Annotated in this window: 26 protein-coding genes; 20 read left to right on the top strand and 6 right to left on the bottom strand. The window is 61.4% G+C overall.

Going from position 1 to position 25,189, the window contains the following annotated elements; translation table 11 throughout:
• Nucleotides 1-63: 63 nt before the first annotated feature.
• The 3 genes from AB5Y85_RS19240 to AB5Y85_RS19230 all read left to right on the top strand — a co-directional run bounded on the left by AB5Y85_RS19240 (nucleotide 64) and on the right by AB5Y85_RS19230 (nucleotide 3,258).
• Nucleotides 64-402, top strand: a complete 339-nt coding sequence (locus tag AB5Y85_RS19240; protein WP_041217234.1) for a tRNA-binding protein — start codon at nucleotides 64-66, stop codon at nucleotides 400-402.
• 166 nt (nucleotides 403-568) lie between these two features.
• A complete protein-coding gene (locus AB5Y85_RS19235) occupies nucleotides 569-2,014 on the top strand; it encodes an amino acid permease (protein ID WP_257686849.1) in 1,446 nt (481 codons plus the stop codon).
• A 293-nt stretch (nucleotides 2,015-2,307) separates the two neighbouring features.
• The gene (locus AB5Y85_RS19230) at nucleotides 2,308-3,258 is read left to right on the top strand and encodes a bile acid:sodium symporter family protein (RefSeq protein WP_257686848.1); all 951 of its coding nucleotides are present in this window, start codon (nucleotides 2,308-2,310) and stop codon (nucleotides 3,256-3,258) included.
• A gap of 79 nt (nucleotides 3,259-3,337) precedes the next feature.
• Here the strand turns inward: AB5Y85_RS19230 and ovoA are convergent, their stop codons facing one another.
• The gene (gene ovoA / locus AB5Y85_RS19225; protein WP_257686847.1) at nucleotides 3,338-5,488 is read right to left on the bottom strand and encodes a 5-histidylcysteine sulfoxide synthase; all 2,151 of its coding nucleotides are present in this window, start codon (nucleotides 5,486-5,488) and stop codon (nucleotides 3,338-3,340) included.
• 363 nt (nucleotides 5,489-5,851) lie between these two features.
• On the opposite strand from ovoA, the gene AB5Y85_RS19220 reads away from it, so the two are divergent.
• The 7 genes from AB5Y85_RS19220 (at nucleotide 5,852) to AB5Y85_RS19190 (ending at nucleotide 9,154) form a co-directional block, all read left to right on the top strand.
• Nucleotides 5,852-6,574 (top strand): head GIN domain-containing protein, encoded by a 723-nt coding sequence (locus AB5Y85_RS19220; RefSeq protein WP_257686846.1) that lies wholly within the window; start codon nucleotides 5,852-5,854, stop codon nucleotides 6,572-6,574.
• A gap of 197 nt (nucleotides 6,575-6,771) precedes the next feature.
• The gene (locus AB5Y85_RS19215) at nucleotides 6,772-7,137 is read left to right on the top strand and encodes a carboxymuconolactone decarboxylase family protein (RefSeq protein WP_041209456.1); all 366 of its coding nucleotides are present in this window, start codon (nucleotides 6,772-6,774) and stop codon (nucleotides 7,135-7,137) included.
• On the top strand, nucleotides 7,137-7,652 hold the full coding sequence (locus AB5Y85_RS19210; RefSeq protein ID WP_047439072.1) for a VOC family protein: 516 nt from the start codon (nucleotides 7,137-7,139) through the stop codon (nucleotides 7,650-7,652). Before AB5Y85_RS19215 ends, AB5Y85_RS19210 begins: the two co-directional genes overlap by 1 nt.
• On the top strand, nucleotides 7,649-8,089 hold the full coding sequence (locus tag AB5Y85_RS19205) for a DMT family transporter (protein ID WP_047439069.1): 441 nt from the start codon (nucleotides 7,649-7,651) through the stop codon (nucleotides 8,087-8,089). The genes AB5Y85_RS19210 and AB5Y85_RS19205 overlap by 4 nt, the downstream gene beginning before the upstream one ends.
• Nucleotides 8,089-8,547, top strand: a complete 459-nt coding sequence (locus tag AB5Y85_RS19200) for a DMT family transporter (protein WP_047439067.1) — start codon at nucleotides 8,089-8,091, stop codon at nucleotides 8,545-8,547. Before AB5Y85_RS19205 ends, AB5Y85_RS19200 begins: the two co-directional genes overlap by 1 nt.
• Nucleotides 8,540-8,869: a hypothetical protein gene (locus tag AB5Y85_RS19195; protein WP_047439066.1), complete on the top strand. Its 330-nt coding sequence runs from the start codon at nucleotides 8,540-8,542 to the stop codon at nucleotides 8,867-8,869. The genes AB5Y85_RS19200 and AB5Y85_RS19195 overlap by 8 nt, the downstream gene beginning before the upstream one ends.
• Nucleotides 8,870-8,938: 69 nt before the next feature.
• A complete protein-coding gene (locus AB5Y85_RS19190) occupies nucleotides 8,939-9,154 on the top strand; it encodes a hypothetical protein (protein ID WP_033114723.1) in 216 nt (71 codons plus the stop codon).
• Here the strand turns inward: AB5Y85_RS19190 and AB5Y85_RS19185 are convergent.
• From AB5Y85_RS19185 to AB5Y85_RS19175, 3 genes are all read right to left on the bottom strand, one after another.
• Nucleotides 9,151-10,080, bottom strand: coding sequence for a LysR family transcriptional regulator (locus AB5Y85_RS19185; RefSeq protein WP_047439065.1), 930 nt, complete (start codon nucleotides 10,078-10,080; stop codon nucleotides 9,151-9,153). The two genes, AB5Y85_RS19190 and AB5Y85_RS19185, sit on opposite strands and share 4 nt — an antisense overlap.
• A 186-nt stretch (nucleotides 10,081-10,266) precedes the next feature.
• Nucleotides 10,267-11,103: an S-formylglutathione hydrolase gene (gene fghA, locus AB5Y85_RS19180; RefSeq protein WP_257686845.1), complete on the bottom strand. Its 837-nt coding sequence runs from the start codon at nucleotides 11,101-11,103 to the stop codon at nucleotides 10,267-10,269.
• A 48-nt stretch (nucleotides 11,104-11,151) separates the two neighbouring features.
• Entirely contained in the window at nucleotides 11,152-12,279 is a 1,128-nt protein-coding gene (locus AB5Y85_RS19175) for an S-(hydroxymethyl)glutathione dehydrogenase/class III alcohol dehydrogenase (RefSeq protein WP_257686844.1), read from the bottom strand.
• A 120-nt stretch (nucleotides 12,280-12,399) separates the two neighbouring features.
• On the opposite strand from AB5Y85_RS19175, the gene AB5Y85_RS19170 reads away from it, so the two are divergent.
• Complete coding sequence (locus AB5Y85_RS19170; RefSeq protein ID WP_257686843.1) at nucleotides 12,400-13,305, top strand: LysR substrate-binding domain-containing protein; 906 nt, start codon at nucleotides 12,400-12,402, stop codon at nucleotides 13,303-13,305.
• A 120-nt stretch (nucleotides 13,306-13,425) separates the two neighbouring features.
• Here the strand turns inward: AB5Y85_RS19170 and AB5Y85_RS19165 are convergent, their stop codons facing one another.
• Nucleotides 13,426-14,289 (bottom strand): YicC/YloC family endoribonuclease, encoded by an 864-nt coding sequence (locus tag AB5Y85_RS19165; protein WP_005342032.1) that lies wholly within the window; start codon nucleotides 14,287-14,289, stop codon nucleotides 13,426-13,428.
• Nucleotides 14,290-14,436: 147 nt separating this feature from the next.
• Between AB5Y85_RS19165 and rph the strand changes: the two genes are divergently transcribed.
• The 9 genes from rph (at nucleotide 14,437) to AB5Y85_RS19120 (ending at nucleotide 23,903) form a co-directional block, all read left to right on the top strand.
• The gene (gene rph, locus AB5Y85_RS19160) at nucleotides 14,437-15,153 is read left to right on the top strand and encodes a ribonuclease PH (protein WP_136501953.1); all 717 of its coding nucleotides are present in this window, start codon (nucleotides 14,437-14,439) and stop codon (nucleotides 15,151-15,153) included.
• Between the two features lie 75 nt (nucleotides 15,154-15,228).
• Nucleotides 15,229-15,882, top strand: a complete 654-nt coding sequence (gene pyrE, locus AB5Y85_RS19155) for an orotate phosphoribosyltransferase (protein ID WP_010676102.1) — start codon at nucleotides 15,229-15,231, stop codon at nucleotides 15,880-15,882.
• A 179-nt stretch (nucleotides 15,883-16,061) separates the two neighbouring features.
• The gene (locus AB5Y85_RS19150; RefSeq protein ID WP_136501954.1) at nucleotides 16,062-18,491 is read left to right on the top strand and encodes a heavy metal translocating P-type ATPase; all 2,430 of its coding nucleotides are present in this window, start codon (nucleotides 16,062-16,064) and stop codon (nucleotides 18,489-18,491) included.
• On the top strand, nucleotides 18,492-18,881 hold the full coding sequence (cueR, locus tag AB5Y85_RS19145; protein ID WP_005356117.1) for a Cu(I)-responsive transcriptional regulator: 390 nt from the start codon (nucleotides 18,492-18,494) through the stop codon (nucleotides 18,879-18,881).
• 127 nt (nucleotides 18,882-19,008) lie between these two features.
• Nucleotides 19,009-20,163: a GGDEF domain-containing protein gene (locus tag AB5Y85_RS19140; protein WP_005339596.1), complete on the top strand. Its 1,155-nt coding sequence runs from the start codon at nucleotides 19,009-19,011 to the stop codon at nucleotides 20,161-20,163.
• Between the two features lie 30 nt (nucleotides 20,164-20,193).
• The gene (locus AB5Y85_RS19135) at nucleotides 20,194-20,457 is read left to right on the top strand and encodes a YihD family protein (RefSeq protein WP_005339598.1); all 264 of its coding nucleotides are present in this window, start codon (nucleotides 20,194-20,196) and stop codon (nucleotides 20,455-20,457) included.
• Nucleotides 20,458-20,612: 155 nt separating this feature from the next.
• Nucleotides 20,613-22,064 (top strand): cytochrome c oxidase accessory protein CcoG, encoded by a 1,452-nt coding sequence (gene ccoG / locus AB5Y85_RS19130; protein ID WP_335830868.1) that lies wholly within the window; start codon nucleotides 20,613-20,615, stop codon nucleotides 22,062-22,064.
• A gap of 103 nt (nucleotides 22,065-22,167) precedes the next feature.
• Nucleotides 22,168-23,157 (top strand): serine/threonine protein kinase, encoded by a 990-nt coding sequence (locus AB5Y85_RS19125; protein WP_040095068.1) that lies wholly within the window; start codon nucleotides 22,168-22,170, stop codon nucleotides 23,155-23,157.
• Between the two features lie 137 nt (nucleotides 23,158-23,294).
• Nucleotides 23,295-23,903: a thiol:disulfide interchange protein DsbA/DsbL gene (locus AB5Y85_RS19120; RefSeq protein ID WP_005339604.1), complete on the top strand. Its 609-nt coding sequence runs from the start codon at nucleotides 23,295-23,297 to the stop codon at nucleotides 23,901-23,903.
• 72 nt (nucleotides 23,904-23,975) lie between these two features.
• Here the strand turns inward: AB5Y85_RS19120 and pncB are convergent, their stop codons facing one another.
• Nucleotides 23,976-25,154, bottom strand: coding sequence for a nicotinate phosphoribosyltransferase (gene pncB, locus AB5Y85_RS19115; RefSeq protein ID WP_257686841.1), 1,179 nt, complete (start codon nucleotides 25,152-25,154; stop codon nucleotides 23,976-23,978).
• Between the last annotated feature and the right edge of the window lie 35 nt (nucleotides 25,155-25,189).

The following is a 25,189-nucleotide window of genomic DNA, read 5'->3' as shown; positions in this document are numbered from 1 at the left end:
TCCCAATCAAACCGGGTGGCCGTTGGCCACCCGCAAACCGTTGAACCAGAAAAGGAAAAGAGCATGAGCGAGACGATCGAGTTTGCCGAATTCAAACGGGTCGAGATGAAGGTGGGCAAGGTGCTGGAGGTGGTGCGTCACCCCGGGGCCGACAAACTCTACATCGTCCAGATCGACGTGGGTGGCGAGCGGCCGCTGCAGACCGTCACCAGTCTGGTGCCTTACTACAGCGAAGATGAGCTGATGGGCAGCGAGGTGGTGGTACTGACCAACCTCAAGCCCACCAAGATGCGCGGCGAGCGATCCGAGTGCATGTTGCTCTGCGCCGAGACCCCGGACGAGAGCCAGAGCGTGCTGTTGCAACCGCGGGTGCCGATGGCGCCGGGCACTCCGATCGTCTGAATGGTATTGCGAGCCGGTGCGGGAGACGGCACCGGTTCAGCAACGAGGCCGTCCTCGCGGCCCGATCATAACAAGAGAGTAAAGCGCGGGGCCGACAGACCCTTGCCGAACACATCACAGAGTCACAGCGTTACCCGCAGGGAGCGCGAGTCCACTGGAGGACACCATGTCTGAATCCGTACGCGGCACCATAGGCAAGTTTGCCCTGTTGTCGATGACCTTTGCCGCCGTGTTCAACGTGCGCAACATCGTCAACAACAACATCGAGCTGGGGCTCAGCTCAGCCCCCATCTTCCTGCTGGCGACCATCGTCTACTTCATTCCGTTCGTCTTCATCATCGCCGAGTTCGTCTCGGCCAATAAAAACTCCGAGTCGGGCATGTACGACTGGCTGAAAAAACCGCTCGGCACCCGGATGGCCTATCTGGGCTCGTTTCTCTACTGGTTCGTGAACCTGTTCTGGTTCGTCTCATTGCTGCCCAACGTCATCGCCTACGCCTCCTACGCCATGCTGGGCTATGAGTACAGCTTCTCGCCCATGGTCACCTCGATCATCTCCATCGTGCTGTTTGCGGCGGCGACCCACATCTCCACCAAGGGGGCGAGCTGGCTCGGCAAGATTGCCGAAATAGTGGCCTACGGTGTATTTGCCCTGTTCGCCATCTATGTGCTGGGCGCCCTGATGGCTCTGAGTGGCGATCATGTGCCGGCCCAGCCCATCACGCTGGAGGCGATGACTCCCACCGTCAACTGGGCGACGCTCGGCATCATGTGCTGGATCTTCCAGGCGGCGGGCGGTGCCGAGACCGCAGCGGCCTACCTCAATGACGTGAAGGGGGGCCAGAAGTCCTTTATCAAGGTGATCATCAGCGCGGGTGTCGTCATCGGTGCCATGTATGCGGTCGGTTCCCTGTTGGTGAACGTGTTCGTGCCGCGCGAGAGCCTCACCTATGCCGGCGGCATGGTGGAGATCTTCACCGGCATGGCGCAGTACTTCGTGCTCTCCGAGGCGCTGGTGGGCCGCTTCGTCGGCGTGGTGCTGTTTATCGCCATGTTCGGCTCCATGATGATGTGGACCTCGGCGCCGGTGAAGATCCACTTCTCCGAGATCCCGCAGGGGGTTTACGGCGAGAAGACCACCCAGCTCAACGAGCACGGCGTGCCGGTGCGCGCCGCCTGGTGGCAGTTTGTCTTCGTGTTCGCGATGCTGGTGGTCAACGGCTTCGGCTCCGAGTCGGTACAGCAGATGATGAACACCGCCATCAACCTCACTGCAGGGACTGCCATGTTGCCGCCGATCTTCATCATGGTGGCCTACTTCGTGTTCCGCTGGAAACATGACGACACCCCCCGTGACTTCCGCATGGGGTCGCGCAAGTTCGGGATGGGCGTGGTGTCGGTGCTGATCGCCATCTTCGTGGTGAGCATGAGCGCCTCCGCCTTCCCGGCCGGGGTGGATCTGGTGCGCGCCTTCTTCATCAACGTCTTTATGACCGCGGTATTCTCGGCGCTGGCCTACTGGTGGATCTCCCGCTTCGAGAAGCGGCAGGCCCGCAAGCTCGCCGGCAATGAGAAGAAAACAGGCAACGGCAAGCTGGCCAGCCAGCGCTGATCGGCAGAACGAAAAAGCGAGACGGGCGGCCTGGGTCGCCCGTTTTTTTATCCATTTCGTGCCGGTTTGGCGTTATCTGGCCGCGGGTCATCAACTTCCGCTATTCGACAAAGCAAAGGCGTTAAGCATTGATGAACAATTAACCGCTGCACAACGTTGCGCCTCTCCGTTATCGGGGTAAGCTGGAGGTTCGTTTTAGCGGGAGGTGCCAGACATCTCCCGCTCTGTTTCTTGTCCTCCCCAATCCTGATTGCTGCCATGGCAGCAGGATGCCCTTCTGATGGAGACCTTTCGTGCGTCTGGATCCCTTTACTGTTGTGCTGATTGCGGTGGTCACCCTGGCCTCCCTCTTTCCCTGCGAGGGGCAGGTGGCTGTCTGGTTCGGTCTGCTGACCAAGCTGGCGGTGGCGCTCTTGTTCTTCATGCATGGCGCCAAGCTGTCGCGCCAGAACCTGCTGGCAGGCCTCGGTCACTGGCGGCTCCATCTGGTGGTGATGCTCAGTACCTTCGTGCTGTTTCCGCTGCTCGGGCTGCTGCTCACCCCGCTGGTGCCCAGCAGGCTGAGTCCGGCCATCTACCTCGGCTTCCTCTATCTCTGCGCTTTGCCAGCCACCGTGCAGTCGGCTATCGCCTTTACCTCGATGGCAGGGGGCAATGTGTCGGCGGCGGTGTGCAGCGCCTCGGCCTCCAGCATCCTCGGCATCTTCCTCTCGCCGGTGCTGGTGGGGATGATGATCCACGTGCAGGGGGAGGGGATCGACACCTGGCACTCCATCCAGTCCATCATGATGCAGCTGATGCTGCCTTTTGTTGTGGGCCACCTGTCGCGCCCGCTCATTGGCCGCTGGGTCGACAGTCACCGGCCGCTCATCGGCAAGCTGGATCAGAGCTCCATTCTGCTGGTGGTCTATGTGGCCTTCAGCGAGGCGGTGGTGCAGGGGATTTGGCATCAGGTAGGTTGGTACGATCTGGCCAGTATCGTGCTGCTGAGCTGCGTCTTGCTGGCGCTGGTACTCTGCTGGAACGTCTGGATCAGCCGTCGCCTCGGTTTCGACAAGGCGGACGAGATCACCATCGTCTTCTGCGGTTCCAAGAAAAGTCTGGCCAACGGGGTGCCGATGGCCAACGTCATGTTCCCGGCCGCCAGCGTCGGGGTGATGGTGCTGCCGCTGATGATCTTCCACCAGATCCAGCTGATGGTCTGCGCCGTGCTGGCCCGCCGCTATCACGAGCAGGGGCATTGATACTCGCGCCGTTTTTATTGCCATAACAAGAGGGAGGCCCGTTGGCCTCCCTCTTCTCATCTGCATGCCGATCGGCGGATTAGCGTTTGCGCCAGACGGTGAGCTGCGCCACCGTGTGCTGGTATTTGCGGGCGGTTTCGCGGATGACGAAGGGCACATCCCGCGGCGGGCAGTGCTCCTCGAACTCCGCCGCCAGCAGCCGTTGCAGCGCCTGATAGGTGGTGAGCGCCTCGCCGTTTTCGCGAATGCCGCCGAGCCAGTTGGCGGGCGGGGTATATTCCGCCAGCCAGGTATAGGGGCTGGTGAGCACCAGCAGGCCACCGCTGCGCAGCCGGGGTGCTATGTCCCGCAGGAAGCGGGCGGGCTCCCGCAGCCGGTCGATGAGGTTGGAGGCGAGCACCAGATCGTAGTGGTCATATTTGGGCTTGAGGTTGCAGGCATCCCCCTGACTGAAGTGGATGCGCTCAGCCTGACTCGCCCCCAGCCCGTGGCTCGACAGGCGCGCCTCGCAATACTCCACAAGTTCACCCTCCAGCGGAATGGCGTAGCGGAAACTGTCCTGACTAGCGAGGGCCAGCGCCACATCGATGAAGCGGGCCGAGTAGTCCACCCCGTCCACATGCTGGAAGTGGCGAGCCAGTTCGAAGCTGGCGCGGCCGGTGGCACAGCCGATATCCAGTGCCCGCTGGTGGTTGCTGCACAGCTCGCCAGCAAGATCAGCAAGCGTCTTGGCGTAGTTGGCTACCCCGAAGTGGCTCGGGCCGTACTGGAAGTCGAGGTACTGTGCGACCAGCGTGTCGGTTTCATAGGGATTCACGATAACGGGTTCCTGATAACGGGAGACCAGATAGCGGAAACCCGCATGCTGGAAGAAGTGGCGCCGGAAGGCGTAACGGGATGATTTGAGCGCTTCGTTACCTGTGCTGATCCAGCTGCCGCCCTTGATCAGGGTGTGCTTGCCATCAAAGGTGGGGGTGGAGAAGTCGTCGTAGAGCGGGTGGATTTTAAAGCCGTCGAAGCCATCGATGGCGGTGCTGGTCCACTGCCAGACATTGCCCACCAGATCGAAGAATTCCCCTTGCGGGCAGGCATCCACCGGGCAGGAGGAGGCGAAGCGGGCCAGATTGATATTGCCGGGTGCCTGTGTCCAGTCCGGCTGATCGCCGGGTAGCTGCTCGCGCAGCAGCATCCACTCCGCCTCGCTCGGCAGCTGGATGGGGAGTCCGGTCTGGGCCGCCTTCCAGCGACAGAAGGCAGCCGCTTCCAGCTGATTCACCTCGACCGGCCAGTCCCAGGGCATGGCGACCTGCTCGGTCATCAGCCGCAGCTGCAATTGTTCGGGCTTGGTGGCATCACCCACCCAGAAGGTGGGCATCTGCGCCTTGGCGTACTGGCACCAGCCCCACCCTTCCTCATCCCACCACTGTTGCTGGCCATAGCCCCCCGCCTGGACGAAGGCGAGGTACTCGGCATTGCTCACCAGCATGCGGCTGGCCTGAAACCGGGCCAGCTCGATCTGGCGCTTGCCATATTCGTTGTCCCAGCCGTAGGTGGTGTCCTGCTTGCCAAGGCGCACCTTGCCGCCGGCCACTGGCAGCAGGCTGTTGGCGGGCACCTGATCAATTCGGTGGCGGGCTTCGGTACAGGCGGGCCAATAAGGCTGCGGCCGCACCCAGGCGAGTGGCAACTGGCGGATCAGCACGCTGGAGGTCTCGAGGTGGATGCGCTCGTGCTCTATCCCCATCAGGATGACCCAGGCCGGGCTCTGCCAGTCGATGGGCAGAGTGAGCGGCATCTGGCGAATAAAATCGCACACCAGCGAACGGACTTTGGCCCGATAGCTGCGTAGCTCGCTGACTTTGGGCCAGTCGTAGTGGGTCTCGTCCAGATCGTCCCAGCTCATCTCGTCCACCCCGATGGCGACCATGGCCTCGATGCGGGCATCCAGCCGCTGATCGATCAGGCGTGCCGCCAGCAGCTTGTTGATAAAGAAGGCGGCGGTGTGGCCGTAGTAGAAGATGAGCGGATGGCGCAGGGGGATCGCCTTGTTGAACCAGGCCCGCTCATCGGCCAGACAGTCGAACAGCGAGTCGTAGAGATCGAAGGTCTGGCAGAAGTAGGCGAGCAGCTCGCGCCGTTTCTGCTCGGGATCGCTGCCGGTCAGCAGCGGGGTGCGAGTCGGTTCCGGCAGACCGGTGGCGGTGGCATAGAGAGGGCTTGCTTGGGTCACGCTCTGGCTCCTTGTTGGCAGTGAAGACTGACAAGACAGTGGTAATGACATTACCGCAATGGAGAGCTTGGTACGCACGAAGTACCACTATTGGCTCAACAGACCGGCAGGGCAATCAAAAACTTCCACGGGCTGTCAGCATAGTGACCGGCAGGACGACCCGCCAATCAGCCACGATCATATCCGTTCGAGAATGGTTATTTTCACCAAAATATGGTCTAAATGGCTCTCTAAATTCTTCGGTCTGTTCTGGTTTAAATGGTTATTTCCTTTTGAATCATCATGTTAATTTTTGGCTCACGCTTTGCAAAGCATGAAAACCAATTGGCCCTGGATGGCCAACACATAAGGAGGAGAGTAGCGATGAAATGGATGATGGTTGTCATGTTGATGGCAGGGCTCAGTGGTTGTCACTGGCTGGATCAGACCAGAGTGACCGGAACGGGGGCTGTGGTCGAGCGCCAGCAGGGGCTCGGTGACGGGGTGACCCGGGTGCTGGCGGGTGTGCCTGCCACCCTCCATCTGGTAGCGGGGGAGCCGCGCGGCATCCTGATCAAGGGGCAGGAGAACCTGCTGCCCTATCTGGAGCTGACCGAGAGCGGCGACAAGCTGGAGATCGAGGTGAAGGAGGGTTACCGGCTCGATCCTACCGAGCCGCTGGAGCTGACCATCACCTTGCCGGTGTTGAACGAACTGGCATTGGCCGGGACCGGCAACGGCGATCTGAGCGGCTTCAAGGGGGATTCGCTGGTGCTGTCGGTGGCCGGTACCGGTGACATCGTCGCCAGTCAGCTGGAGCTGAAACGGCTGGAAGGGAATATCGCAGGCACCGGCAGTCTGGAGCTGGGCAGCGGTTCGGCACAGGCCATCGAGCTGAACATTGCCGGTGCTGGCGACGTGCTCGGGAGCGAGATGCGCGGCAAGGAGGTAGAGGTCAATATCGCCGGCAGCGGTGATGTGGCGGTGCGGGCGCAGGAGACGCTGAAAGTCGGCATCGCCGGCTCAGGCAACATCGCCTACTGGGGCGATCCCAAGGTGGAGCAGCAGATCATGGGCTCCGGCGGGGTGACCCGCGCGGGCAGCTGATATCAACCGATCACCACAACTGAAACAGGCCCGCAACGGGCCTGTTTTGCTTTTTCCAACACGGCGCTACTCCCTGTGCCATTTGTGCAAATCCTGCATAAGTGATGTTCCGGCCCGCCGGTTTTTCAATACATCCCGCTCCCTAATAATGCGCCTCATCCGCTACGGCGAACTTATCAACTACTGAGGCGTCACTGATGACTACATCATTACCTTTTGCAAATGCCGTGCTCGATGATCAGGCTCTGGTCAGCGGGCTCAAATCCATTCACCCGACCTGGGGCGACATGACGGTCCGCGTGGCCGGCGAAGCCTGGGGCATGCCGCTGCTCGACCAGAAGAGCAAGGCGCTCATCACCATCGCCATCGACCAGATGGCCCTCAACGTCAGCGGTGAAGGTAACCCCTTCGCAGCTCATGTCGATATGGCACTCAAGCAGGGGGCGACCTGGCAGGAGCTTGAAGAGCTGATCGTCTTTGCATCCGTCTATACCGGCTTCAACAAGGGAGCGACCACCATGGGGGCGCTCAACAAATTGCGTCACGAGCGGGGGGATATCTGATGGCCATTCCAGGACTGAAAAAGCCCGATCATATCGGCTTTACCGTGCCCAATCTGGCAGAGGCGATCGCCTTTTTTCGCGACCACTTTGATTTCGAGCTGGCCTATGAGTTCGGGCCCTTTGTGGCGAGCGACAACTGGATGGCAGAGCACCTCAACGTGAATGCCCGCGCCGAGATCACCCGCATTGCGGTGATGAATGCCAAAGGGATCAATCTGGAGATCTTCGAGTACGCCAGCAATATCGAGCGCAACCTCAAGGCTCCCAACAACGCCGATATTGGTGGCCACCATCTCGCCTTCTATGTGGATGACATGGCGGCGGCAGTGGCTTACCTGAAGGAGGAGGGGATCGCCGTGCTGGGCGAGCCGACATGTATGACGGAAGGGCCGACCGCAGGGGAGTCCTGGGTCTATTTTCTTGCGCCATGGGGCATGCAGCTGGAGCTGGTCTCCTATCCGCAGGGCAAGGCCTATAGCCGTCAATCACCCGTCGCCCTGTTTGATCCACGATGAACGCGCTCTCGGTTTTGCTAATCGTGATGGCCGGCATGGGCCTCTCCTTCGAAGCGGGCCTGCTGGGCCCGCTTGGTGAACAGGTGGGCCATCTGTGGGCCACCCTGAGCATCTTCGGCGTGGGGGCTGCACTGCTCTGGCTGATCCGTTTCTTCACGGTGCGGGGGCCATCCACAGGATGGCATGGGGTGCCGAAATGGCAGCTGATCGGTGGCTTGCTCGGCCCCGTCTATGTGGTGGCGCTCACTCTCTCGACTCCCATGCTGGGGGTGGCGATGACGATGATCTGTGTCCTGCTGGGGCAGGTGACCAAGAGCTTTGCCATCGACTACTTCGGCTGGTTTGGCATGCCGAAACGGGCAACCCGTCCTGTGCGGCTGGTGGCGCTCGGCTGCATCGCGCTGGCGCTGTTGTTTACCTATCTGGGAGCAAACTGATGGTGCTGATTATCGTGTTGGCCATCGTCTCCGGCATGGCGCTCAGCGCCCAGGCGGCGATCAATGGTCAGTTGGGAGCGCGGGTCGGTGTGGTGCAGAGTTCGTTGCTCACCTTCACCATGGGTACTGTGGTGACCGCTCTGCTGATCTTCTTCTTTGAGCCGCCCTATCAGGCGACCCTGCTCAGCGTGCCGAAGTGGCAGCTGGCCGGAGCCCTGTTCGGCATTGTCTACATGGTGGTGATGGTCGCGGCCATTCCACGAGTAGGGGTCGCCATCGCCACAGTGGCCACCATTCTGGGCCAGATGGTGATGAGTCTGGTGATCGATACCATGGGTTGGTTGGGCAATGCCCCCATCCCCCTAAACTATTGGCGCCTTGCCGCCATGATGGCCGTCGCCGCAGCGCTGCTCTGCATCTATCTGGCGAACCGACAACAGGAACAAGTAAATGAGTGAACAGGCAACAACCCTGATGGTCTTTTTCAATCTCAAACCGGGGACGAGCGAGGCGGATTATCTGGCGTGGGCACGGGAAGTCGATCTGCCCACCGTGAACCGGCTCAACAGCGTCACCTCGTTCGAGGTGTTCAAGGGGCTGAAGATGCTGGGGCAGCAGAGTGCGTCGCCGTGGGACTACTTCGAAGTGATCCGCATTGAGTCGGAGACGCAATTTCTGCAGGAGATCCAGAGTTCGCAGATGCAGCAGGTGATCCGTCAATTCGAAACCTTTGCCACGGATGCCCACTTTATCTGCACCCGGAACATCACCACGCTGTAGCTGGCTCGCCAGTGGTGAAGGGGATACCACTCTTGCCACTGGCTTGGCTGCCACAACATCAGAGGCTTTATGAAAAAACAGCTTGGCGAATACCTGCACGTGCTGGCCATCATCTTTCCGCTGACGCTGCTGATCCCGCGCTGGATGGCGCCGCTGCTGGCGAGATGGCAGCTCGACCCCGCCGCACCAGTCGCAGTGTTGCTCATCGACAGCGTGATCGTGGCCTGCGCCGTCTTTGTCTTGCTGCCGGCGCTGCACAAGCTGACCGGCAGGCTGTCTGGCTAAACCTGTCTGGCATCCCAGTAGCAGGGAGAGCCATATTTTCCCGCCAGAAAATCGATCACCACCCTCACCTTGGCGGCGAGCTGGTCGGTCTCCAGATAGAGTGCGCTGATCACCTGCTGCTCCACGCTGGTGGAGACGGTGAACCGGGTCATGATCGGCTTGAGCCGTCCGGTTTTCAGCTCCTCGCCGATGAGCCAGGTGGGGAACACTACAATCCCGGCACCCGCCACCGCGCCGGCAACCAGGGTATCGGCATTGTTGCTGTAGAGGGTGCCGCTCACCTCATAGGGTTGCAGCTGCTCCTGGCCGATGAACCAGCGCTGCAGGCCGTTGCTCCCCTTGAAGACCAGACAGTTGTGCTGCACCAGCTCATCCGGACTGGCTGGTTCGCCATGGCGATTGAGGTAGTCGGTGCTGGCCGCCATCACGTAGTGCTGCTGGCCAAACTGCTTCATTCGCAGGGAGGAGTCTTGCGAGATCCCGATGCGGATCAGCAGGTCGATCGACTCGGCCGCCGGATCGACATAGTGATCCGTCTGCTGCAACTCGACCTTGAGCAGGGGGTAGCGCTCCAGCAGCTCGGTCAGATAGGGGGCGATGTGCAGCCGGCCAAAGGCGACCGGCGCGCTGATCCGGATGGTGCCTCTCGGGGTATCCGCCCGTTGCTCGATCTGGCCAACCACCCGCTCATACTGCTGGAGGATCTCGGCGCACTGTTTGGCAAAAGCGACCCCCTCCTCGGTGAGGGAGATGGAGCGGGTATGGCGGTGCAGCAGTTTGGAGCCCACCTTCTCCTCCAACTGCGCCATCTTGCGCGAGACGGACGAGGGGGTCATATCCTGCCGACGCGCCACATCTGAAAAACTGCCAAACCGGGTGGTCATCAGAAACAGCTTTATCTCCAACAACGAAACGTCGTAGTTCACGGAATACCTCCTCCATCGCAATCCTCAAGGGTAATCGGCCGACCTTGGCCAGGGCAAGCCGGTATCATGCGGAGGCTGCTACCACTGATGCTCTGCTCTGGCATGCCGTTACCACGAGCAGCAAGGCGGATCTTGTCCGATCACCACAACACCAACTGAAACAGGCCCGTTACGGGCCTGTTTTGATCAGAGGTGGCGGGCGTGAAAGCGCAGGTGCGCCTCGATAAAGCTCGCCACGAAGTAGTAGCTGTGGTCATAGCCCTCGTGGCGGTTGAGCTCCAGCGGCCATCCCTTGCTGGCTGCCACCTCGGCCAGCGCATCGATATGCAACTGCTCGGCGAGAAAGGGATCATCCAGTCCCACATCCACCAGGGTGGGCAGCGGCGTGACCGGCTGGTGGCGCAGCAGCTGGCAGGCATCCCACTCCTGCCACAACAAGGGATTGCTGCCGAGGTAGGCGCCGAGCGCCTTCTGGCCCCAGGGGCAGCGGCTTGGATGGCAGATCGGGCTGAACGCCGAGACCGAGCGGTAGCGACCGGGCTCTCGCAACGCGGCGATCAGCGCACCGTGACCGCCCATGGAGTGGCCGCTGATGGCGCGGCGGGTCGAGACCGGGAAGTGAGTCTCTATCAAGTCAGGCAGCTCGCGGGTGACGTAGTCATACATCTGGTAGTGCGCCTGCCAGGGGCTCTGGCTGGCGTTGACGTAAAAGCCTGCCCCCATGCCGAGGTCATAACCGGGATCGTCGGCCACGCCGTCACCGCGGGGGCTGGTGTCCGGCGCCACCAGGGCGATGCCGAGCTCGGTGGCGATGCGCTGGGCACCCGCCTTCTGCATGAAGTTCTCATCGGTGCAGGTGAGGCCGCTGAGCCAGTAGAGTACTGGGACTTTCTGGCCGGTGAGGGCCTGAGGCGGCAGATAGATGGCAAAATTCATCTCGCAGCCGAGCACGCTGGCGTGGTGGCGATAGCGCTTGTGCCAGCCACCGAAGCTCTTGTTGCTGCTGATAATCTCCAGATTCATCGAAGGACTCCTGCACCCCGCCCACGATGGCGGGCGGGGTGATCATGCTCAGTAGTGGATAACGGTGCGGATGCTCTTGCCTTGGTGCATCAGATCGAACGCCTCGTTGATCTGCTCAAGCCCCATGGTGTGAGTGATGAAGTCATCGAGACGGAACTCACCCTGCATGTAGCGCTGCACATAGCTCGGCAGTTCGCTGCGACCGCGTACCCCGCCGAAGGCGCTGCCGCGCCAGACCCGACCGGTCACCAGCTGGAACGGACGGGTGCTGATCTCCTGACCAGCTCCGGCGACGCCGATAATGACCGATTCACCCCACCCCTTGTGGCAGCACTCCAGCGCCGCACGCATTACCTTGACGTTGCCGATGCACTCGAAGGAGAAGTCGACGCCGCCGTCGGTCAGTTCGACGATCACCTCCTGAATCGGTTTGTCGTAGTCGTTCGGGTTGATGCAGTCGGTGGCGCCCAGCTTGCGGGCCAGCTCGAACTTGCTCTCGTTGATGTCGATGGCGATGATGCGACCGGCCTTGGCCAGACGGGCACCGATCACCGCCGAGAGGCCGATGCCCCCCAGCCCGAAGATGGCGACGCTCTCACCCTCTTTCACCTTGGCGGTGTTCATCACGGCGCCGATGCCGGTGGTGACGCCACAACCGAGCAGGCAGACCTCTTCCAGCGGGGCGGCCGGGTCTACCTTGGCGATGGAGATCTCAGGCAGTACCGTGTATTCGCTGAAGGTGGAGGTGCCCATGTAGTGATAGATGGGCTGGCCATCTTTCGAGAAGCGGGTGGTGCCGTCCGGCATCAGCCCCTTACCCTGAGTGGCGCGGATCTTCTGGCAGAGGTTGGTCTTGCCGGATCTGCAGAATTTGCACTCGCCGCATTCGGGGGTGTAGAGCGGGATCACGTGATCCCCCACCTTGACGCTGGTGACCCCTTCGCCGACCGATTCGACGATACCGCCCCCCTCGTGACCGAGAATGCAGGGGAAGACCCCTTCCGGATCCTCACCGGAGAGGGTGAAGGCATCGGTGTGGCAGACGCCGGTGGCGACGATGCGCACCCGCACCTCGCCCGCTTGCGGCGGCATGACCTCGACCTCTTCGATGGAGAGGGGCTGACCCGGGCCCCAGGCGATGGCGGCTTTACACTTGATGCTTTGAACCTGTGCCATGAATGACATCCTTCTTGTTGAGCAGGGTGAACAGAGATGAGTTCGGACATTCAGTGTAGTTTCCCGCCGATTTGGTGATAATGAGGGCAAATCTCAAATCACTTTTACACACAGGTAATAATGTTCGGCTGGGAAGGGATCTGTGAATTTGTCAGCGTGGCGGAGCTGGGGGGCTTTACCCCGGCGGCGCGCAAGCTGGGAGTGTCGGTGGCGCAAGTGAGCCGTCAGGTGGCACAGCTGGAGGACAGGCTGCAGGCCAAGCTGCTGCTGCGCACCACCCGTCAGGTGCGGCTCACCGAGCTTGGCGAGATCTACTATCGCCACTGCCGTCAGCTGCTCGACAACCTCTACGAGGCGGAGCTGGCGGTGGGGCGTCATCAGGCGGTGCCGCAAGGGTCGCTGCGCATCACGGCCCCCGTCTCCTACGGCGAGAGCCGCATCGCCCCGCTGGTGAACGACTTTATGGTGCGCTTCCCCCAGCTGGAGGTGACCCTCAACCTCACCAACCAGCTGCTGGATCTGGTGCACGAGGGCTACGACCTGGCGCTGCGGCTCGGCCATCTCAAGGATTCGACGCTGGTGGCGCGCAAGCTGGCACAGCGGGTGCCCTATGTCTGCGCCTCACCGGCTTACACCGCCCGCCACGGCATGCCCAACAGCCTCTCCGAGCTGACCCGCCACACCTGTCTGGTGGGCAATAGCGACGAGTGGCACTTCACCCTGGATGGCCGCCCCCACAGCGTGCGGGTGCACGGATTGTTGCAGTGCAACAGCGGCCACGCCCTGCTGGATGCGGCGCTCAAGGGGATCGGCATCATCCAGCTGCCGGACTACTACGTGAGCGACCATCTGGCCCGAGGGGAGCTGATCGAGCTGCTGCCGGAACTGCGAGCGCCGGCGGAGGGGATCTGGGCCCTCTATCCCCACAACCGCCACCTCTCCCCCAAGGTGCGATTGCTGGTGGACTATTTGGCCGAGCGGCTGAGCGACCCTCAACAACCTGCGCTGGTGATGCCGATAGGCTAGGGTGCTCCCCAGCCGTTGACTCACCGGCGGCGGGCGACAGGTGCGATGGCCTGAAAATAAAAGAGCCCTTGAGGAGTCAAGGGCTCTTTTGCAGGTAACAACCGGATAGTCAGCGACCCATCACTCGATGTTCTGGATCTGCTCGCGCATCTGCTCGATGAGGACTTTCAGCTCGACGGCGGACTGGGTCACTTCGGCGTTGATGGACTTGGAGCCGAGGGTGTTCGACTCGCGGTTGAACTCCTGCATCATAAAGTCGAGACGACGACCGCAGGCGCCACCCTTCTTCATGATCTTGTTGGTCTCGCTGATGTGCATCTCCAGACGATCCAGCTCTTCGGCCACGTCAATCTTCTGGGCCAGCAGCACGATCTCCTGCTCGATGCGGGCCGGATCCAGCTCCACCTTGGCTTCGGCCAGCCGGTCGGTGAGCTTCTGGCGCTGCCACTCGATGATCTGCGGCAGGTGGACGCGCACCTTCTTCACTTCCACCTGAATACCGGCCAGACGCTGTTCGATCAGCGCCTTGAGGTTGGCCCCTTCGCTGGCGCGGGAGGCGAGGAAATCTTCCATGGTCTGGTCAAAACCGCCGAGCAGCTCGGTGGCGACCGCGTCCATGTCCTGCTCGGCGGCGGCCATGACACCCGGCCAGCGCAGTACGTCGACCGGATTGAGTTGGCCCTGGCCTGCTTCTTTCATGACCCAGCTGGCGCTGTCGATGATCAGCTTGGCCAGCTCTTCATTGATGTGCAGCTGGCTGGCTGCGGCCTGAGCGGCTTCGAAACGCAGGTTGCACTCCACCTTGCCGCGCTGCAGCTTGGCGCGGAAACGCTCACGCAGAACCGGTTCCAGGCTGCGCAGTTGCTCCGGCAGGCGAATGTAGGTTTCCAGATAGCGCTGGTTTACCGAACGAATTTCCCAAACGGCTGTGCCCCAGTCGCCCTTGAATTCCTTGCGGGCGTAGGCGGTCATGCTGTGAATCATTGATTGTTCCGGGCTTGATGAAGTGTGCGGCCAGTATACTCAGCCCGGCCCTGTTCGTCAGCCGATGCAGTGGTTTTAGCGGCTGATATTTGGGGCAGGATCACTTATAATCCCCCGCCAATTTGAGCCAGCCCAGAGGTCCGTTCCATGTCACGTCCAAGCGATCGCAGTGCCGCGCAACTTCGCCCGGTTACCATTACCCGCAATTTCACCAAACATGCAGAAGGCTCAGTGCTGGTGGAGTTCGGTAACACTCGCGTGCTCTGCACCGCCAGCGTCGACACCAGCGTGCCGCGCTTCCTGAAAGGGAAGAATCAGGGCTGGGTGACTGCCGAATACGGCATGCTGCCGCGCTCCACCCACTCCCGGATGAACCGCGAAGCGGCCTCCGGCAAGCAGAGTGGTCGCACTCTGGAGATCTCCCGTCTGATCGCCCGCTCCCTGCGCGCGGCGGTAGACCTGACTGCGCTGGGCGAGCACTCCATCACCGTTGACTGTGACGTGCTGCAAGCCGATGGCGGCACCCGTACCGCTTCCATTACCGGTGCCTGCGTGGCGCTGGTGGATGCGCTGAACTGGATGGTCGAGAAGGGCATGATCAAGCAGAGCCCGCTCAAGCAGATGATCGCCGCCGTCTCCGTCGGCATGTATCAGGGCGAAGCCATCTGCGATCTGGAGTACATCGAAGACTCCGCCGCCGAGACCGACATGAACGTGGTGATGACCGAAGATGGTCGCATCATCGAGGTGCAGGGCACCGCGGAGGCCGAGCCCTTCACCCACGAAGAGCTGCTGGAGATGCTGGCGCTCGCCAAGGGCGGCATCGCCGATATCATTGCGCTGCAGAAGCAGTCACTTGCATGATTTTAAAAACGCGGCATTGACCGCGTTTTTTTATACCCCCACACAAGACAACGACAAGCCAAGCAAGGAGCCAGAATGAAAGCCTACCAGCGTCAATTTATCGAGTTCGCCCTGGAGAAGCAGGTCCTCAAATTCGGTGAATTTACCCTGAAATCCGGTCGTAAAAGCCCCTACTTCTTCAACGCCGGTCTGTTCAACAGCGGCCGCGATCTGGCCCGTCTCGGCCGCTTCTATGCCGCCGCCCTGATGGATGCCGGTATCGAGTTTGATGTGCTGTTTGGCCCGGCCTACAAGGGGATCCCCATCGCCTCCGCCACCGCCGTGCAGCTGGTGGAGCAGCACGACGTGGACGTGCCCTGGTGCTTCAACCGCAAGGAGGCAAAGGATCACGGCGAGGGCGGCAATCTGGTGGGCAGCCCGCTCAAGGGGCGCATCATGCTGGTGGACGATGTCATCACTGCCGGCACCGCCATCCGCGAATCCATGGATCTGATCCAGGCCAACGGCGCCTCGCTGGCGGGCGTGCTGATTGCGCTGGACCGTCAGGAGAAGGGCAAGGGCGAGCTCTCCGCCATTCAGGAAGTGGAGCGTGACTACGGCGCTCACATCATCGCCATCATCCAGATGAGCGATCTGATCCAGTATCTGGAAGAGAAGCAGGCCGAACAGCCGGAGCTGGCAGCGCAACTGGCCGCCATGAAGGCTTACCGCGCCCAGTACGGTATCTGAGTCTCCGCTCACACTGCACAATAGTTGAAGGCGGCGCCCGTTGGCTCTCTGGCAGCAAACGGGCGCCGTTTTTTCATCTGCAAAAAGTGGATCATGTGGCTTGAGCTTGCCCTTACAGTAAAGGTTAGGGTTTGCCAGTCGGCGTTTTGTGGTGCCGACGGGTTCCGGGGAGGAACAACATGACCACTCATCTTCAATCACCCATTCATTTGCAGTTGCCGCTGAGCGGCATGAGCTGCGCCAACTGCGCCGGCCGCATCACGACCGCCCTCAACAAGCTCGATGGGGTATCGGCCACCGTCAACTTCGCACTGGAGCAAGCCGCCATCGAGCTGGCCAGCCCTGATCGTTTGCCGGCGGTGCTGGAGAGCATCCAGGCGCAGGGTTACGACTACGGCAGCGAGACCATCCTGTTTCAAATCACCGGCATGACCTGTGCCGGTTGCTCGGCCCGCCTGAACAAGATGTTGGCGGCGCTGCCCGGCATCATCTCCGCTGACGTCAACTTCTCCATCGAGCAGGCCCGGATTGTGCTGGTCCCCGGGATGCAGACGCCGGCCGCTTTGCGCGAGCAGATCGAGGCCCTCGGCTTTGGCGCCCAACTGGCGCAGGGCTCGGCCAGCGGCCGCCGCCAGCAGTTGCTGGAGCGGGAAGCGCAGGAGGCCGCCACAGCCCGTCAGGCGCAAACCCGGGTCATCGTCTCGGCCCTGCTCACCCTACCGCTGCTGGCGGGGATGCTGGCCATGGCCGGTCTGCTGCCTTGGCATCTGCCCGCCTGGCTGGAGCTGCTGCTCGCCACCCCGGTGCAGTTCTGGATCGGGGCCCGCTTCTATCGCGGCGCCTGGCTCGCCATCAAGAACCGCGCAGCCAATATGGATGTGCTGGTGGCAACCGGCACCAGCGCCGCCTACTTCTACAGCCTCTATCTGTTGTTGACGCTGGGGATGGCAGCCAGCGGCAAGCTCTATTTCGAAGCGAGCGCCATCATCATCACCCTGATTTCGTTGGGAAAACTGCTGGAGGCGAGAGCCCGCCGCAGCACCCAGTCCGCCATTCGCGAACTGATGGCGCTGCGACCGGAAACCGCCACCGTCTGGCGTGGCGAGAGCTGGCAGAGCGTCGCCATCGACGAGGTGCTGCGCGGTGATCGGCTGCGGGTGCTGGTGGGAGAACGGGTGCCGGTGGATGGCAAAATCGTGAGTGGCGCCAGCGAACTGGACGAGTCGATCCTCACCGGCGAGAGCCTGCCTGTGCCGCGCAGTGCGGGCGACAAGGTGCTGGGCGGAGCCATCAACCGCTCCGGCGTGCTGGAGATCGAAGCCACTACCGTGGGGGAGGACTCCCGCCTCAGCAAGATCATCGCGCTGGTGGAGAGCGCCCAGATGGGCAAGGCGCCGCTGCAACAGCTGGTGGACAAGGTCTCCGCCGTGTTCGTACCGGTGGTGATGGCCATCGCCCTGTTCACCCTGCTGGTGTGGTACGCCATCAGCAACGACTTCGGTCAGGCGCTGCTGGCAGCGGTGGCGGTGCTGGTGATCGCCTGCCCCTGTGCGCTGGGGCTGGCGACCCCGGCGGCCATCGTCACCGGTACCGGAGTCGCGGCGCGCCACGGCATTCTGATCAAGGATGTAGATACCCTGCAGAAGGCCCACGCCATCAAGGCGCTTATCTTCGACAAGACCGGCACGCTCACTCAGGGCAAGCCGGTGCTGGCCAGCTGGAGCGGCAACGACGAGCAGCTGCGCCTCGCCGCCGCCCTGCAGCAGGCGAGTGAACACCCGCTGGCGCTGGCGATGCGCGAGGCAGTCGGCAAGGAGGCGATACTGCCTCAGCCTGATGAGGTAGAGGTGCGGGTCGGTGCTGGTATTGTCGGTCAGGTGGCGGGCCATAGGGTCGCTATCGGCAATGGCTCCCTGCTGGCCCAGCTCGAGATTGAAATGCCGCAACAGGATGAACAAGCCGCCGATGGGGCGACCCGGGTTTGGGTTGCCATCGACGGTGCTGTGGTTGGTATCGCTGCTTTGGCCGATACCCTGCGCCCCGAGAGTCCGGAAGCCATCGCCACCCTGCGCCAGCGCGGCATCGCCAGCTGGCTGGTGAGTGGCGATGCACCGGCGCCGGTGGCCCATATCGCCGCCAAGCTGGGGCTGGATGGGGCCTTTGACTCCGTGCTGCCAGCGGGCAAGGTGGAGAAAGTGGAGGCGCTGCGGGCGCAAACCCGCGGGCTGGTGGCCATGGTGGGGGATGGAGTGAACGATGCCCCGGCGCTGGCGGCGGCGGACGTCGGCATCGCCATGGGCTCCGGCTCCGACGTGGCGATGGAGACAGCTTCCATCACCCTGATGCGATCTGACCCGCGGCTGGTGGCCGATGCCATCGATATCTCGGCGGCCACCTGGCGCACCATTCAGCAGAACCTGTTCTGGGCCTTCGTGTTCAACATCATCGGCATTCCGCTGGCGGCGCTGGGTTACCTCAGCCCCGAGCTGGCGGGAGCGGCCATGGCCCTGAGCAGCATCACAGTATTGAGCAATTCCCTGTTATTGAAACGCTGGCAGCCCAGGGCGGCGCACGGGCCAGCATCCAACCCGATCAGTAAGGAGGCATAAATGAACATCAGCAAGGTTGCCAAGGCCACTGGGCTGACCGCCAAGACCATCCGTTATTACGAGAGCATTGGCCTCATCACAGCCCCGGTACGCAGTGACAACGGCTATCGCAGTTACACCGAGGGGGCGCTGCGTGAGCTGCGTTTCGTCAAGCGGGCGCGGGAGACCGGCTTCAATCTGGAGGAGTGTCAGGAGCTGCTGGCGCTCTATCGGGACGAACACAGAACCAGCGCCCAGGTGAAGAAGCTGGCGCAGGAGAAGATCGTCGATCTGCGCGCTCGCATCGCCGGGCTGCAGGCCATGCTTACCTCCCTGGAAGGGTTGGTTTGCTGCTGCCACGGGGATGAAAATCCCGAGTGCCCGATCCTCGACGAATTGGAGAAGGGGTGAGCAAGGACTCACCTGCCAGCGCAGAAGAAATCGTTATTGATTGATTAACTTCTTAATAAGCGGCGCTTTATTGTTGCGGGTCAGGGGGTAATGGTAGACTGCTCGGCTCTTGTACAGGAGTACTCAGTTGACCCAGAGTGTGACACGCCAGGTTAAGCAGGCCATTATGGCCCAGCTCTATACCCATGCATCGTTCAGTCTCCCCTGTTTGGGCGTGTTGGCATTTGGCTGGAGTCTACTGTTTCACGACTATCTACCCGCCATCGAAGCGCTCGGTTGGCTGGCAGGCACTTTCCTGTGGCTGCTGGGTCGGGGCTGGCACCTGCGCTGGCGCCGAGCCCGCCTGCACCAGACGCCGTTGCCGGTGCTGGAGCGGGAGCTCTTTATCGGAGCCACCATCACCTCCATCATCTGGGCTCTCGGGGTGCTGCTCTACATGGACAAGCTGCCCGATACCTATCGGGCCGCCATGATGATGCTCTCCAGCCTCATTCTTACCGGCAGCGCCATCATGCTGTTTGGCAGTCGCCGCACCCTCTATGGTTCCGCCCTGCCGCTGGGCATGGCGATGCTGTTCGAGCTGGGCAATGGCAACGAGCAGGAGCGGATCGTCTCCTGCATGCTGGCGGGCTATCTGTTTGTCTTTCTGCCGACCCTGCTGCGCCGGATGCGGCGGGATCAGATCGCCTCGCTCCACCACCGTTTCTCCAACGCCGAGCTGGTTGCCGAACTGAAGGCGGTCTCCGAGCATTTGCGCCTCACCTCTCGCCTCGACGGCCTGACCGGCATCGCCAACCGCGCCCATCTCGACGACTCTCTGGAGCGGGCCTGGCGGCGCTGCCATCGCGCCCGGGCGCCGTTGTCGCTGGTGCTGGTGGATGTGGATTACTTCAAGCAGTTCAACGATCTTTACGGCCATCAGCTGGGGGATGACTGCCTGCAACAGGTGGCTGGCCTGCTGGCCGAGGTGGAGCGGCGCGAGGATGATCTGGCGGCCCGTTACGGCGGTGAAGAGTTCGCCTTGCTGCTGCCCTGCACCGGCATGCAGGGGGCACTGCAGGTGGCCGACAATGTGCGGCAGGCGCTCAAGGAGCTGGCCATCCCGCACCAGAAGTCACTGGTCTCCGGTCGGGTCACATGTAGTTTTGGTGTTGCGACACTGATACCGGACAACAGCATGAAAATCGCCGATTTGATCCAAAAAGCGGATGCGGCCCTGTATCAGGCCAAGCATAATGGGCGGGATCGAATCGAAGTAGCCTTGATGGGTAAGGTTGCCTGAATTTAACGTGACAGATTAAAGAGGTTGTCTATGCAATGTCATCGTATCGAAGAGCTGCTGGAGTTGTTGCAGCCTGCCTGGATCAAGGAACAGGATCTCAGCCTGGTGCAGTTTGTTGCCAAACTGGCCCAAGAAGCGGGATTTGAAGGGCCTCTGTCCGAGCTGACCGACGACATGCTGATCTATCACCTCAAGATGCGGGAATCCGACAAGCAGGCGATGATCCCCGGTCTGGCCAAGGATCATGTGCCCGATTTCAAAGAGGCACTGCTCAAGGCTCGCGGAATCAAGTGAATCTTTAGCGGAAGCGCATCACCTCGGGGTGATGCGCTTTTTTGTTGCCGAAAATTGCGATCCAACCCCAATATTAGATACATCTAATCCACACAATTAGCATGCTGTTTAAGATATAATCCGCTCCATAACAAATAAGGGAGCGATGTCTTGCAATGGCCGACCACGATAAAATCGATATCAAGGACGTCACCGACAAGGGCGTAACCGGGACCTTCAACCCCAATACGTTCAAAGCCAGCGACGACAGATTCAACCCGGGCAACCGCATCTATGTGCGGGCCCAGAAAGGGTATTGGCAGCGGATGCGCAAGGCCATGGGCTGGTTCTTTGTGGCGCTGTTCGTGCTGCTGCCCTGGCTGCGTTACGACGGGCGACAGGCGGTGCTGTTCGACCTCGGTCACCAGCAGTTCCATATCTTTGGCGCCACCATCTGGCCGCAGGATCTGACCCTGCTCGCCTGGCTCTTCATGATCGCCGCCTTCGGACTCTTCTTTATTACCACCTTCCTCGGTCGGGTCTGGTGTGGCTATCTCTGCCCGCAGACGGTCTGGACCTTCATGTTCATCTGGTTTGAAGAGAAGCTGGAAGGGCCCGCCAACAAGCGGCGCAAGCTGGACGAGGCGCCCTGGAGCGGCGAGAAGCTGGCTCGCAAGGGGGCCAAGCATCTGGCCTGGCTGGCGATCTCGCTGGTGACCGGCCTGACCTTCGTTGCCTACTTCCAGGATGTAACTGAACTGGTGCCGGACCTCTTCACCCTGCAGGCCAGCGGATGGGTGTTGTTCTGGGTGATCTTCTTCACCATCATTACCTACGGCAACGCGGGCTGGATGCGTGCCATCATGTGTATCCACATGTGCCCCTATGCCCGCTTCCAGTCCGCCATGTTCGACAAGGACACCTTCATCGTCGGTTATGACACCAAGCGTGGCGAGACCCGTGGTGCCCGTTCCCGCAAGGCGGATCCCAAGGCGATGGGGCTGGGTGACTGTATCGACTGCGATCTCTGCGTGCAGGTCTGCCCGACCGGTATCGATATCCGCGACGGCCTGCAGTACGAGTGCATCAACTGCGGTGCCTGCGTCGATGCCTGCGACCAGACCATGGAGCGGATGGGCTACCCGAAAGGGCTCATCAGTTACACCACAGAGCACAAGCTGGCCAACGACTCCACCCATGTGGCGCGGCCCAAGTTGATCGGTTACGGGCTGGTGATGGCGGTGATGCTGGGGGTCTTTGTCTACAACGCCATGTCCATCATGCCGATGGGGCTCGATATCTTGCGGGATCGCAACCAGCTGTTCCGCGAAAATAGCGAGGGGCTGATTGAGAACACCTACACCCTCAAGATCCTCAACAAGACCCTGCAGTCCCAGACCTACCAGCTGGATGTGGAGGGCTTGCCCGAGTATCAGTGGTTCGGCCCCCGTGAAGTGACACTGAAGGCGGGCGAGATCTACACCCTGCCGGTCAGTCTGGCGGTCGATCCCTACAACCTGAAACGGCCGGCGCTGGATATCCAGTTCGTGCTGAAACGGGAGGGGGCGGCGCCCGATGACAACAAGGGCAACCTGCGCCAGGGCAGCAAGTTTATCAGCCGATTATAACTGCGTGTGGCTGCGGGCCGGGCGTGACACCAGTCCGGTCACCAGCGAGCACGGCAATGGCGGTCAGTAGTGATAGAATGGGGCGCAACGGCGCCCCTTTCTTATGGTGGATGACATGCGTTTCAACTATTCCGACCTCAATCCCGACCTCATCATGGATGCGCTCGATCTCAGTGGCCTGCGGCTCGACTCCGGCCTTATCGAGCTCAACAGTTACGAAAACCGGGTCTATCAGTTTCAGGATGAGGATCGTCGCCGCTATGTGGTGAAGTTCTACCGTCCCGGCCGCTGGAGCCGGGCCCAGATCCTCGAGGAGCACGAGTTTGCCACCCGTCTCGCGGAGGCTGAGATCCCGGTCGCCGCACCGCTCGCCTTCGCGGGCGAGACCCTGCTGGAGCACGAGGGCTACCCCTTTGCCATCTGGCAGAGCGTCGGTGGCCGCCAGTTCGAGGTGGATAATCTCGACCAGCTGGAGTGGGTGGGGCGTTTCCTCGGTCGCATTCATCAGATCGGCGCCAGCAAGCCGTTTCACCATCGGGTGCGGCTCGATGTGGAGAGCATGCTGCATGAACCGCGTCAGCTGCTGGCGTCTGGTGAGTGGCTGCCAAGCGGGCTGGCGAAGCAATTCTTCGGGGTGCTCGACGAGCTGATCAAACATGTCAGCGACGCCATGACCCTGGATGTGGCGCAGATCTCCCTGCATGGCGACTGCCACCCGGGCAACATCCTCTGGCGCGATGGCCCCATGTTTGTCGACCTCGATGATTGCCGCACCGGCCCCGCGATTCAGGATCTCTGGATGATGCTCAGCGGCGAGCGCCACGAGCAGCAGATCCAGCTCGACACCCTGCTGGCGGGCTACGAGGAGTTTATGGAGTTCGACTCGCGGGAGCTGGCGCTGATCGAGCCGCTGCGGGCGATGCGCATCGTTCATTACATGGCCTGGCTGGCACGGCGCTGGGAAGATCCTGCCTTCCCCCGTCACTTCCCCTGGTTCAATACCGATCACTACTGGCGTCAACAGATAGCGACACTGCACGATCAGCTGGAGGCACTCAAGGCGCCACCGTTGAGCCTGATGCCAAACTGGTGAAATAGAAGGGATCTTGCGCGGCAAGGGGGACTCGATCTCCGGCCCTGACCATTGACGTCAGCATGGCGAAACAATAGGCTTGGCACTGCTTCGGTTCGCCGGGCGTGCCTCACAGTGATCCCTTAACAGGAAACATCATGAAAAAAGTTCTATTTTTCCTTGCTGCCATGCTGATGATCCCCATGGTTCACGCCGCCCCCGAGTTCAAGGAAGGCGTCAACTACGATGTGGTCAAACAGACTGGCAGTGCCCAGCCGGAAGTGATGGAGTTTTTCTCCTACTACTGCCCGCACTGCGCTACCTTCGAACCGATCGTTGAACAGTTGAAGGCCGGGTTGCCAGAGGGTGTGCCCCTCAAGAAGAACCCGGTTGCCTTCCTCGGCCGCGAAATGGGCCCCGAGATGCAGCGTGCCTATGCCGTTGCCAGCCTGCTCAACGCCGAAGCCAAGCTGACTCCGGCCATCTTCACCAAGATCCACACCCAGCGTCAGCCGCCGATGAGCCGTGACGATGTGAAGAAGATCTTCGTGGACAACGGCGTACCGGCTGAAGAGTTCGACGGTGCCGTCGACAGCTTCGCCGTCTCCGGTATGGTCTCCCAGTTCGATCGCAACACCGAGAGCTACAACATTCGCGGTGTACCGGCCTTCCTGGTGAACGGCAAGTACATGGTGAAGATTGAATCCATCACCTCTCAAGAGCAGTTCAACAAGCTGGTGCAGTTCCTGCTGGCCAAGAAAGACTGATACCCCTTGAGTCGATAAAAAAGCCCGCCGGTGCGAACCGGCGGGCTTTTTGTTTTCTGGATGCCTGAAAGATCAGACCCCGACGTGGAAGGCCTGCTTGAGGTTGCGGATAAACTCCGCATCCCGGCAGAGGGTCTTGCCCGGGCTGTCGGAGATCTTGGCGACCGGGCCGCCATTGCACTCGATCAGCTTGAACACGATGTTCATCGGGCTGACACCGGGCAGATCGCAGGTGAGCTTGGTGCCGATACCGAAACTGGTGTTGATGCGGCCACGGAAGTGGCGGAACAGCTGCACCGCCTTGTCGAGGTTGAGCCCATCGGAGAAGACCAGGGTCTTGTCGGTGGGGTCGATGCCAAGGCGCTGATAGTGGCTGATCGCCTTCTCGCCCCACACCACGGGATCGCCGGAGTCGTGGCGCAAGCCCTGATAGCTGCTGGCCAGCTCGAAGTCGAAGTCCCGCAGGAAGGCATCCATGGTGATGCAGTCGGTCAGGGCGATGCCGAGATGGTCGGTAAACTCGTCCAGCCAGCTGGTGAGGGCGGCGCGCTGGCTGTGCTCCAGCGGGAAGCCGAGCTGCTGGTGCGCCTGGAACCACTCATGGGCCTGGGTGCCGACCGCGGGCAGCTTGTACTTCTGGGCCAGCATATAGTTGCTGGTGCCGCGAAACGCCGGCAGCCGCTCCTTGAGGCGACCCACTACCGCATCCTGTACCGCGTGGGAGAAGCGGCGGCGGGTGCCGAAGTCGATGAGGTTGAACTCGCTCATCTCGTCGCGGCTCAGCTCCTTCTCCAGCTTGTCGATCTTCTGATCGAGTCGATCCAGCGCATGGCTGACGCCGAACTGGGGATAGCGGAAGCGGTTGCGCATCTCGCTGATGATGGCGAGCACCGGGATCTCCCACAGGATCACATCCTGCCAGGGGCCCTCGACCCGCACATTGATGCGGCCATCCTGCTCGAACACCTTGAGCAGGGAGGCATCGAGCGGCTTGCGGCGCAGGTGGTCGAGGTAGTCAGGGGTGAAGAAGGGGCGCTCGGCCAGAAAATCGAGCTCTGGCCTGGTCAGTCGCAGGGAACCGGCGAGGCGCAGTTGCTCCTCGATCTGCCCCATCATGGGCAGCAGATCCTCTTCATTGCGGCTGTGAAACTCGGCCACCACCTCGGCATCCGGATAGCGATGGAACACCGCCTGCTGCATATGCAGCTTGTAGGCGTCGGTGTCGAGCAGGCTGGTGAGGATTGGGGGCATATCAGGCTCCTCGCAGACTGGTGAGCACGATGGAG

This window comes from Aeromonas sp. R3-1 (genome assembly GCF_040908345.1).
In the GTDB taxonomy this organism is placed as follows: domain Bacteria; phylum Pseudomonadota; class Gammaproteobacteria; order Enterobacterales; family Aeromonadaceae; genus Aeromonas; species Aeromonas veronii.
This window is presented reverse-complemented; position numbering and strand designations above follow the sequence as displayed.